The sequence below is a fragment of the Bacillus zhangzhouensis genome, from assembly GCF_000715205.1.
Taxonomy (GTDB): domain Bacteria; phylum Bacillota; class Bacilli; order Bacillales; family Bacillaceae; genus Bacillus; species Bacillus zhangzhouensis.
This window is the reverse complement of sequence record NZ_JOTP01000006.1, coordinates 157295-168515: the sequence shown is the minus strand read 5'-3', so window position 1 is coordinate 168515 and position 11221 is coordinate 157295. Positions and strand designations below refer to the sequence as shown.

Sequence of the window (11221 nt, the reverse complement as noted above, 5' to 3'; positions counted from 1 at the left end):
TCTAATATTGATGTGAAATGGGGTGCAAGTTATGGAAAAGAAGTTTAGTTTCTATCTTACTTTCCAAACTGCTGAACGTTTAGAAGAAATGCAAAAACGCATTTTGGAGAAAGAAGGAAGAGTAACGAAAGCCTACATCGTCAACACTGCAATTAATGAATATTATGAAAAACATTTTAAAAAAGATAATGAAGAATCGTGAAGGCCTGTCTAACTGATGGGTCTTTTTTTTGTTTTAATATTTGACTCCTTATTGACTCCGTAGATATTCCTGTGGTATATTCATCCTGTTGACTCCTAACAGAATATATACGGAGTTAAAAATTGAAAGGAGGAGATAATTTGAAAAAGAAATTTAGTTTGTACCTTACCGACTTCACTGCTAAACGTTTAGAAAGAATACGGCAAAATTTCTGTGATAACAAAGGGAGAGTGACAAAAGCATTTATTGTTAATGTGGCTGTCAACGAATATTTCGAAAAAAATTTCAAATAAGTTTTTCTAGCACATGTATGTTGATATGAGGAAAAGGGAGGTCCCACAATGTTTGGAGAAGATATCAAAAATTTAACTGTTGAAGAACAGGAAGAGGTTTTAGAATATTTAGATGAATATTTTGAGTCTGTAGCGATTGGAAACGGGGATTATTATATTGGTCCAAATGGAGAAATTATTATTGAGTAATTTAATTAGAAATGGGGAGACTTGTATGTCATCAAAAAAAGATAAATTTCAAAGATTATGTAATAAAAGATTAGACACAGCATTAATCAAATTAGATTTAATAGCAAACCTTTCAACAAATCGTTATGAATGTAATGAAGATGATGTAAAGAATATACTCGTTTCTCTAAAAAGCAAAATCATTCATATAGAAGAACTGTTTGATAAGCGTATTCTTCTAAATTCTAAAAAGATTAATAAGTGAAGAAGCAATATTCGTTTGAAAAAGAAATTAATTGGCGGGAATTCATTTCCCGTCAAAAAGTAGTCTACCAAAATAAATATATCCATTATATTGAATAACGTTTTTGGATAATTATTTTCAATGGGACATCAATTTAAAAAGGAAGAGATTACAATTAAAAATAAAATTAAAGTGATAAACAAATTCATCTTTGAAGTAGCTATGATTCTTCTACCTTTTTCGATTGTTTATTTGGTAATGGGGAATTGGCTGTCCGGTATTACGGATTTTGGTAGATCTTATGTGTTCCCATCTGATGTAACTGATTTTCGTGAGGTTTATGGGACAAAAGTAAAGTATGGCTGGATAGAGTTTGATACCTTTGGTCAAGGTTTTAAAAATTACAGTTTTGATGTTTCCTATGTATTTTGGGGCGGATTAATATCTGTAATTCTTCTAGTTTTAGTTGGCAAGCTAATTCATGTGGGCCTTGTAAAATCATTAGTGAATCGAGTAAATATAAAAAATAGAACTTGAAAGGGCGTTAGTAATCCGTGAAGCTAGAGGCACTAAAGAATATCCTTAGTAGAAGGCAGAGTGAATGGCATCATGTTGTTTTTCCGCGCAGGAAAATGAATTTATTAAAATATCTCCTTGGAGTATTCATATTTGTGCTGACAGCTTTCTGTGGAATGGTGTCTAATGCTATTCCTCCACTAATAATTAATATTCCTGTGGTGTATCGCTCAGTCAGTTTTAATGGTTTCGTTAATCTAATCATCATCATTTTTTGGGCGATATCCATTTATAAAAGTATAAGGCTCTACTTTAACATTGTTAAGAATCCTAAATCATGGATTGCGAACAATTTAGCTTATATGATTGATACTTTGAAATTATATGACGAAGAAAACTTTGAATCTATTAAAAACGATAAAGTTGTTAGGGAAAAGCGTATTGTCAGAGTAATTCGCATTCAATATAGGGAAACAAGTAAGCATGTAGTCGTAAGGATTTTACGTGACGGTGATAGGTTTACAAAAGAAGCCACTAAACTTGGAGAGAATTTAGAAGCTGCTTTAGGCTTGGAGCTAGACTCTACCAATAAGACAGTGGATTATGCTGAATATGTATTTTTAAAGCACAAAGATGAACGTATAGATTTAAATTCTACTGTAACTAACGTAAATGATTCAGATGAAATCAAAATAACTGGCAACATATCTTATGAGCTTCATAAGGTTCCCCATTCTCTCATTGTAGGAGGCACTGGATCGGGCAAGTCTTTCTTTATATTAGGTAAAATTGTTAACTATCTGAAGTTAACTCCGCAAGCTGATTTGCGAATTATAGATCCTAAAAAAGCCGATTTGAGTCTGTTAAGATTTGTTACTGGATTTGAAAATAAAGTTGCAACAGATGCTAACCAAATATGTCGAATTCTTAGGGAAACTGTCGAGTTGATGGAACGAAGATATACGGAGTATTTTAATGATATATCAGCTTTCGGAAAAACGTATCGAGACTTCAATTTGCCTATTGTTATTGTGATATTTGATGAATTTTCAGCTTTTATGCATTCAGTGGATAAGAAAATTGCTAAAGAAGCATTAGATTATGTATTTACTCTAGTAATGAAAGGTAGACAAGCAGGAGTAATGATCGAGATCCTTATGCAACGTCCATCGGCAGATGATCTACCTACAAATATAAGGGCACAAATGGGGTTTAAAGCTGGGTTAGGTGCTATGGATTCCATTGGTTATAATATGATATTTGATACGAAAAACGTTGAATATAAGACTGTCACAGAAAAAGGTGGAGGTTACATACAACTAGATGGTAAACACACTTCTCCAGTTTATTTCGAAACGCCATATATAGACAAAGATTTTGATTTTATAGCAGAAATAGAAAAACTAATGATTCAGAGAGCAAATTAAGTGTTTAATGCTATTCTTGTCAAACAGCTACAGCCAATATTGACCGTCAATTTTTGTGAAGGTTTGAGGCGGTGGCAGAGCCATCCGAACGGAGTGGTCGAAAACGTTCAGAAAAAGTGATGGCCAGTTGAGCGATTTTTGCTCAACATGAATCGAAAAATAGGGTCGCACCAGTTGGGTAACACTGGTGAATCTCCCTCAACGAAAATGCTCGAAACCCTTGGTGCTCATGGGTTGGAGGGATGTGTGAAATCCCGAGAGTTGGGGATTTAAAAAATGATAAAGAGGTGTCTGTAAAAATGGGAAAACTAATATTAAAATCGTCTAAGTTACATTCGTTAAATGACTCGGAAAATGTGGATTTAGCTGATTTCCACTTTGATATTAAACAATTTAAGATTCCTACAGCGATGCTGATTCAGAAAGACGGCTTTACTACTCGAATTGAAAAAGAAAAAAATCTAAATGGAGAGTTAGTTGAAACTGGAAAGTATTCTGTCACATTTAAAGTATATGATCGTCCATTTATCGAACTCGTCTTACAAAATGGCGGTACTGAAATTGGCTCCCCTATTACTGTAATAGTTGAAAAACAGGATAGCCTACCTATTTTAGATGATTATGAAGATGGAGAGTTCATTCCAATTTCCTTTTCGGGACTAAAAGTAAAGCCTAAAAAGGTTCAAAAGAAGGCTTTTGTTGGGCAAGGTAAGCCAATGATTGATACATGGCAGTATTCAGAGCTTAAAGTTGAAGCTGATAGTTATATCATTGGTGAAGCACATGAGTCCTCTAAATCGAAGTAATCAGTGTCTCATTGATTACTTTCGTTGTTCAATTCCGAATAGTGAATTTTCAATCGTTGCTAATGAAATTTTAGGAATCCCTATCTCTGAATTTTCTTCAGAGATTAAGGGGTCACCTTATCCAACATACGATAGATGCATTAGCTTTGCGAATATAAAACTCCATTCTTCGGGAAATCATGGAAGCATTCTTGTAGATATGCCAGGACAAGCTTGTCGACAGTATGAGGAATACATGTCAAGAATTGATGGATGGCATTGGTACAAATTTGTATCATTTATTTTAGGAATACAAGGGAAGGTATCAAGGATAGATTTGGCATTAGATATATTCGATAATGCTTCTCCATCTGTAAAAACGCTACAGGATTATGTGAAACGAGGGCAGTTGAGTACGAAAAGCCATAAATATATTGAAATAAATAGTGGAAGGATTCTTGATGGAAAACTAACAGGATTTACGTTGTACGTAGGATCATCTCCTCAAATTTTACGAATTTATGATAAGAAACAAGAAAGAAGAGATAATGCAGATGAAGTTGTGAACGTTGGAAAATGGGTTAGATGGGAACTGGAGTTAACAGGAAACAAAGCAATGTTAGTTGCTCTTCAAATCTCAAATGGGAAACCATTGAACGCTATAGTTAAAGGTGTGCTATCAGCACATTATTGTTTCAAGAGACAACCTAAGAATGTTAGTGAGTTACATAACAAAAATAGGCTACCAACAATGAAATGGTGGGGTAAGTTTATAGAAGGTATTGAGGAAATACCTTTAAAGGTTCAACGTGAAAAGTTGACTTTAAAGAAAAAGAAAAAATGGGTTGAACATTCAACTGTAAAGTCAATAAGTATGATCTATGAGTCATTTAGGCGAGCATATGGCGAAAAATATGCTGAGTTATATTTGAAAGAGTTAGTACATGTAGGAAAAGAAAAAATCACTGAGTCTGATCAATCATTAATTGAGCAACGTGTTTTAGAACTTGTAAGTGAAGAGGAATATTAGTGTGGAAAGGGATGGGTGTGATGGGTACAACAATATGTAAAGATGATTTAATTAAACTAGGCTATAAGAAATATCAAGCCATTTCGCTCATTAGGCAGGCAAAAGCAATCATGGTACAAAAAGGTTGTCCGTATTATAACAACAAAAGGCTGGGGAGAGTACCGAGGGATGTGGTTGAATCAATTTTAGGAGTTTCTCTTTTGGCAGAAATGAGTAACTCCCAATGAAAAATAAAACGCAAAAAACAACGAAATATCCTGGTGTATATGTTGATGATAAAGGAAATTTCTTTTATCAATCTGAATTTGGTATTGATCGAATTACGGGAAAACGAATACGTAAAAAGGGAAGAAAAGATGTTAATGGTAAGCCTTTTGCTTCTGCATTTGAAGCAAACAAAGAGTTAACTAGATTAAAAAGAGAATATCATAAGGTTAACAGTTATTCTAACTATAAAATGACTTACGAACAATTTATGAATAGCGTGTACATACCTTATTATCAAACAAATGTTGAAGAAAGTACATTCTCTGTTCGAAAAAGAATATTGGAGAAGATTAGGGATAGATTTGCTTCTATCCCTCTTCGTTCCATTTCAGTAGAAGACGTACAACATTTTCGCACATGGTTATTAACAAGTATAGAAAATGGTGGTGCGGGGTACTCACAATCGTATGCAAGTCTAGTATTTGGAACGTTCCGTAAAAGTTTAGAGAAAGCTGTGGAAATGCAATACCTAGAAATGAATATTTCTAAAAAGGTTAGAGCTATTCCAAAAGGTAAGGCGATTGTGTCGTATTGGACGAAAGAAGATTTTGAAAAAGTGATAAACCAAATTTATACAGAAGATTTTTATGAACATCTGAATTTTGTTATGCTGTGGGTCTACTATATGACCGGAATACGAGTGAATGAAGGCACTGCTTTATGGTGGAATGATGTCGATTTGAAAAATAAACGTTTACGTGTTCATCATATGTTAATTATGAAAACGAGAAGGGAATGGAAAAGAAATTCGTATACAAAAACGGAAGATGGAAAGAGAATTATTGCTCTTGATGATGATACAATAAATATATTAACGATGTGGCGAAATAGACAATTGGAGATAGGATTAGGTAATTCAAATGACTTTATTTTTAGTTATGATGGATTGCCAATGATTAAATCGACAATAGGCAGAATCATTAAACGTTATTCTCAATTCGCAGGAGTAACAAGGATTCAAGCAAAAGGATTGCGTCACTCCCATGCTTCATATTTAATCAATGAATTTAACGTTTCTGTTCTTGTGTTATCACAACGTATGGGGCATTCAAGTCCAGAGATTACTTTAAAACACTATGCCCATATGTGGAGTGGTGCTGATACTGTAATTGCTGAGGAGATGTCAGGTAATATAAAAATAGAAACTGCCGAATATACGAAGATAATTTTTAATGGAAATCAAGTGATAAAAAAGAAGGAATAAATAATGACTACGATTTACTCTATTAGCGATATACATGGGTTCTATGACTCAATGCTTGATACATTAAGTCTTGTTGATTTAAATTCTAACAAAGACAATAAATTGATTTTTCTGGGTGATTATATAGATAGAGGAAAAGATAGTTGTCGAGTGCTTTATTATATAAAGGAATTAGAAGAGAAGTATCCTAATCAAGTTATAGTTTTATTAGGTAATCATGAAGAAATGTTCATTGATTGGTTTACTTTAAACGATAAATTGAATTGGTTTTCTCAAGAAGTGAATTTTCTTACTGTAAAGAGTTTTTTTTCTCGTGATGAATTTATGGATATAATTAAAAATACAAAAAATAACGGTGAATCCTATTCTGAAGTAAGCTATTACATGATTAAGGAAATTAGAAAGCGCCATTCAAAACTTCAAGATTGGCTTGTTAATAAAGAAAAACAAGACCCATTTTACGAAACGGATAACCAAATTTATGTTCATGCAGGTATTTTTGAAAAAGATCAATTTTTATGGAAGTATGCTACACAACCAGATGAATTCACTTGGAAGTATCCAGCGGAAACAGGAGCTTTTTATAAAGATATCATTGCAGGACATGTTTCGACAGTTAATGTTTCTAATGATAGTAAGTATTTAGGGAAAGTATTTTGGGATGGGTACAGTCATTTTTATATTGATGGTGAAACAGAAAGAAGTGGAATAGTGCCTTTATTAAAATACGATACTTTTACGGGTGCGTATTCGAGCTATACTAAGAGAATGGATGGTTCTTGGGTAGAATATCAAATAACAAAGAGGAGAGTTTGAGAATGGGGAATATGAATACATATGAGGGTTATTTAAAAGCCAATGATTGTTTGACTTTCGAGGATTCTTCTAATATATATAATCAGATTATCGAATCAGCAAATATAAATGACAAAGAATTTAAAGAGTTTTGGAGAGAAATGATAAGTAATGCCATAATTTATGCGAATACAAGAGCAAATTGGAGTTTGCAAAATTCAACTGAACGAAGAGAGGTAGATAAAAGAAGAACGAGACAACATGATGATTTTATGGCAAGTCTAAAATTAATCGCTTCATATATGAAAGAGCAGAGATGGAATACTACTTGGTTTGATCAATTAGGAACTATAGAAAATGATAGAAAACGTTTTGGTGATTTTGCTTGCTATTTAGTTTATATTAATTCTTTGAATGCTAGGTAAAAGATTATTACTATCTTACCCACCATATACCCCACCAATATCATACTTGTGTTAATAGAGACCAATAAATACAATGATTTTAAAGATGGAAGTACGATTGAGTGGGAGTAAATTATAATTTAAGAGCCTTAAAATGCTGATAGCTAAACTTCTAGAGAAATTCTTGTTTCTCTAGAAGTTTTTTTAATACTAGTAAATAATTTTAAATTAAACTTAAAAGGTGAGCTGCAAAGCTTCACCTTAATTTTTTTAGTTCAAATAAATATTTCCTAAGGATATAGATGATTTTATTTAATATTATTCAATATATATTGAGAAGTGTTTTAATTAAATCCTTAATTATTTGGTATTGTTGAAGACAAAGCATTTTTTACAATAGAAAACACCTTCATTTCTTAAGAATGCTTTTATTTCAGTCTGCCCTCGTCTCTTTGGATAAACTAATCTTATATAGACTTCTTCATTACCTTGAATTTTTTTATGGCAAATATAACATTTTGGGTCATCAAATAAATTTAGAAACATTTATATTCTTCCTTTCAATATATTTTCTGAAAAACATTTACAAAAAAATAAAAAAATGTTGAATTTTGTATTTAAATATAATAGAATTTTAATTGTAATAAATTTGGGAGGTATTTAAATGCTAACATTTGAAGGAATTAATGTAAAATTAAATTTAAGAAAGGTCTGCCTGAGTGGATTTGCTCTACTTGCAATATTTATGATGGGCGGTATTTTTGTTTCTGCCGATGTTATTATGATTCTCCAAAATGCCGGAGTGAAAGTCAGCCCTGGTATTGCTAATGCCTTAACTACTATTAGTGGGGTATATGGAGTCCAATCATATGTACTAACCGCTTTAGGAGTAACTATAGCTTGGCCAGTTGCAGCTGCCATTGCAGCAACTGGAGCAGCCGGTGTCTGATCTAGTTCATAGAAAAGATGGGAGATCTTCTTCCCATCTTTTTTTAAAAAAATTGCAGGTATGTATATTAATTTTTGGAAGCTGTATATTAAATGTAATAGCTTTGTATATTCATGGTATAGAAACAATCACTCCTTTTGTATATAGTCTCAATATAGAACGTCCTACTGTATTATTAATTATAATTTTATTTATCCTATCTATTACTACTATAGGAATGTATTTAATCTTAACTTATCTCATTTTTAAAGTTGCTCTTAAACTTATATTTAAAAATGAACAAATCAATAAATTGATAAGTAAATATTTGTTTTTATTTGTCTTATATGGATACGCTTTTGTTTCGATATGGAATTTACTAGATAAAATTGTGTGGTTTGAATTTAATCCAATTGTATTAACAATTCCGATTTCAAATATTTTGTCATACTTTCTCATATGCTTCTTGTTATACGAATATTTACTAAATACTAAAGTATTCATAATACCGTTTGTGATAGTAGGATTTATAGTAATAATAAATAAGTTTGGGGAGTTAGCTTTATGAGAGGTAAGTATAAAGCGATTAACCCTTTCATAAAATCCTTTGTTTTATTTGCAAGCACCTTATTAGTTAGTTTGCTTATTTTTTATGCAGTGGGTGTGAATTTGGATAGCACAGAGGTGCTAGAATTTCAGAACAAAAACATTTTTTTTTACATAGTAACAAATAACCTTAAAGTATTTCTTGTTATTATATTGGGGCTATTCCTTTATAGGATACCAACTTATATAACTCTTATGTATAATGCAGTAATATTAGCTTTTGCACTGTCAGCCCTTACTCATGTTTTAATGTTTCTATCCATAATTGCCCATGGGATTTTTGAAATGTTGGCGTTTATTATAGCAGGAAGTGTTGCTTTTAATAAATACGAAGATGTAATGTCTAATAAGATGAAATTTATTTTTATATCCTTTGTTGGCATTTTATTAATATTGATAGCAGCAGTTATAGAGACTTATATTAGCCCAATTATACTTAAAGGAATGATGTAACTTGATTTATTTGTTTTTGATGTTTTATTCTTTAATTTGTTTTGTCAGTAGAGAAATGATTCCTTTAAGTTTAATGATTAATGGTTATTTATACATAATTGTTATGTATTTTGTTTTTCCCTATGTTGTTGCTTGGTATATCAAGAAGACAAAAAAAAATATTTACTATTGCAATAAAATAAAAAAAAATATTTACATTACAGATGCACTTATTGTTAAAGGAGGTCTATCAATATATTTACCGATAAATAAAGAGGCAGTGTACGCTATTAGTGAAAAGTCTTTTAAACATTTAACAAATGAAGAGTTGGATTTCCTTATTTTTCATGAAAAGGCACATATAATTTATAGAGACCAGATTAATAATATGATTTCTTTTTTTACTGTAATATATGTTAACCCTATTATATTAACTTTCATTTCATCTTTAGGATTTGTTAAGAAATATATTGTGATTTATTTGATATTTGCTGTGGTATTTTACCTTTTTTTATTTGTTTTACATTTCTATAGAACAAGGCTTAAAGAAATGCGTGCGGATTATTATGCTTCGGTAAATACAAGTATATCAACAGGTATGTCGACTCTACAAAAACTAAGTGGAATATATGAATTAAGAGAGAAAACTTTTAATGCACTTGCTACTCATCCAAGTGTTTCTAGTAGAATTGATTATTTAAATAAAAATTAATTTTCATTAATCAAAATTGATTACGAACGGGGCTTTTTGAAAAAAGCTTCGTTCGTCCTTTGTTACGTTGTGAAAATAAATTAATTATAGCGACAGCTGTTATTATCCTCTTTCTAGACTTTTAGTATAATTAGCTTGTCCACTCTCCCAAGCCACTTTGCTTGAAAATACATATCCCACTCATAATCCTCAAGCTTGTTTATTTCTTTCTTATGCATACATGCGTTCTTTTTTTATGAAATGAAGAATTGACTCATCTATACTGAACAGTACTCCGATTGATACATATTTTGACCATCCATTCAGAATTTTTGTTTGAATGAACTCTTAGCATAAAGTTAAATTTTTTAGAAGAACCTTGTGACTTACTATATGACCTTTGTATCAAAGTAATGCCCCGATGAAATTTCCTTTGAAGGTGTCATCATGACTTGCAGAGATTTCCACCAGCAATCGTTCACATTCAAGATTCTCTTGATTTACTTCACCTAAGATGATTTTTTCCATCGGCTTGGATTATAGAAAGTATAAGGCGACGTTGCATTTTTTCGTGAACATTTGCTAAGTGCTACGGCATGCGAAAACCGTCTTTTGAATTTCTTACATTTAGCTGAAAAAAGCGAAGATTTCCTTGTATTCGCTCAAATAATCTTGTGATATAGAGTATCGGCCAGTATTCATTCGGTGGGATAAATCGGTGAAATTTCCAATGCAGTGAGTGGAAAAAGTAAATGCTTTAAACCCTTCATTGTTATTTTTGATCATTTCAAATCTTTCGAAGTTGTCATAAGAAATTAATAGATGACATTGATCTATAAGAGGTTGGATTAATGTTAATGTCATCGTATAAAGTGTTTCTATTAGATGAGTTGATCACACTATTTTTTAAAGTAGTCCAAAACGAATTCATGGTTTCTCCACGAAGCAAGTTGTAGCTGTCTAAATAACGCTTTGATATAAGCTTTTGATCATTCTCTGTTCCCCAAAGTAGTTGATAAATATGATAAGGCTTTTATCGAAATCTGTTTCTTTGAGTTGCTCCCAATTTATACTCTAACATGAGCTTAATTAGTGATGTGTTTTCTATTGATTTTCTGGTATAACTTTGTTTGAAATCTCATTCCCAAGGCTTGATTTCAAGTTCTTCGCATTTTTCAAACCAGCCTTCTATCCATGTGTTCTTTTTCATTTCTTTTCTCCTCTTTTCC

General features: G+C 31.7%; 14 protein-coding genes. All 14 read left to right on the top strand.

The genetic code is table 11. The features are described from left to right. Nucleotides 1–31: 31 nt before the first annotated feature. The 14 genes from BA70_RS20290 to BA70_RS07635 all read left to right on the top strand — a co-directional run bounded on the left by BA70_RS20290 (nt 32) and on the right by BA70_RS07635 (nt 10013). Nucleotides 32–202 carry a hypothetical protein gene (locus tag BA70_RS20290; protein ID WP_167331426.1) on the top strand — a complete coding sequence of 57 codons (171 nt, stop codon included), beginning with the start codon at nt 32–34 and terminating at the stop codon, nt 200–202. Nucleotides 203–543: 341 nt separating this feature from the next. Next, a complete protein-coding gene (locus tag BA70_RS20285; RefSeq protein ID WP_034320323.1) occupies nt 544–684 on the top strand; it encodes a hypothetical protein in 141 nt (46 codons plus the stop codon). Continuing rightward, on the top strand, nt 677–928 hold the full coding sequence (locus tag BA70_RS07700) for a hypothetical protein (protein ID WP_051691123.1): 252 nt from the start codon (nt 677–679) through the stop codon (nt 926–928). The genes BA70_RS20285 and BA70_RS07700 overlap by 8 nt, the downstream gene beginning before the upstream one ends. Nucleotides 929–1048: 120 nt before the next feature. Beyond that, complete coding sequence (locus BA70_RS07695; protein ID WP_034320320.1) at nt 1049–1444, top strand: hypothetical protein; 396 nt, start codon at nt 1049–1051, stop codon at nt 1442–1444. A gap of 17 nt (nt 1445–1461) precedes the next feature. Further along, nucleotides 1462–2850 carry an FtsK/SpoIIIE domain-containing protein gene (locus BA70_RS07690; RefSeq protein WP_239646639.1) on the top strand — a complete coding sequence of 463 codons (1389 nt, stop codon included), beginning with the start codon at nt 1462–1464 and terminating at the stop codon, nt 2848–2850. Nucleotides 2851–3149: 299 nt separating this feature from the next. Further along, a complete protein-coding gene (locus BA70_RS07685; protein WP_034320420.1) occupies nt 3150–3656 on the top strand; it encodes a hypothetical protein in 507 nt (168 codons plus the stop codon). Continuing rightward, entirely contained in the window at nt 3634–4665 is a 1032-nt protein-coding gene (locus BA70_RS07680; protein WP_034320318.1) for a replication initiation factor domain-containing protein, read from the top strand. Before BA70_RS07685 ends, BA70_RS07680 begins: the two co-directional genes overlap by 23 nt. Nucleotides 4666–4685: 20 nt before the next feature. Then, complete coding sequence (locus BA70_RS07675; protein WP_034320417.1) at nt 4686–4892, top strand: DUF3173 domain-containing protein; 207 nt, start codon at nt 4686–4688, stop codon at nt 4890–4892. Then, nucleotides 4889–6136, top strand: coding sequence for a tyrosine-type recombinase/integrase (locus BA70_RS07670; RefSeq protein WP_034320315.1), 1248 nt, complete (start codon nt 4889–4891; stop codon nt 6134–6136). Before BA70_RS07675 ends, BA70_RS07670 begins: the two co-directional genes overlap by 4 nt. Before the next feature lie 3 nt (nt 6137–6139). Further along, on the top strand, nt 6140–6952 hold the full coding sequence (locus BA70_RS07665; protein WP_034320312.1) for a metallophosphoesterase: 813 nt from the start codon (nt 6140–6142) through the stop codon (nt 6950–6952). A 2-nt stretch (nt 6953–6954) separates the two neighbouring features. Next, nucleotides 6955–7356 (top strand): hypothetical protein, encoded by a 402-nt coding sequence (locus BA70_RS07660; protein ID WP_239646638.1) that lies wholly within the window; start codon nt 6955–6957, stop codon nt 7354–7356. Between the two features lie 643 nt (nt 7357–7999). Beyond that, nucleotides 8000–8284: a hypothetical protein gene (locus BA70_RS07650; protein WP_034320306.1), complete on the top strand. Its 285-nt coding sequence runs from the start codon at nt 8000–8002 to the stop codon at nt 8282–8284. Between the two features lie 543 nt (nt 8285–8827). Then, entirely contained in the window at nt 8828–9322 is a 495-nt protein-coding gene (locus BA70_RS07640) for a stage II sporulation protein M (RefSeq protein WP_051691122.1), read from the top strand. Nucleotide 9323: 1 nt separating this feature from the next. Then, nucleotides 9324–10013 carry a M48 family metalloprotease gene (locus BA70_RS07635; RefSeq protein ID WP_034320301.1) on the top strand — a complete coding sequence of 230 codons (690 nt, stop codon included), beginning with the start codon at nt 9324–9326 and terminating at the stop codon, nt 10011–10013. Nucleotides 10014–11221: the final 1208 nt, after the last annotated feature.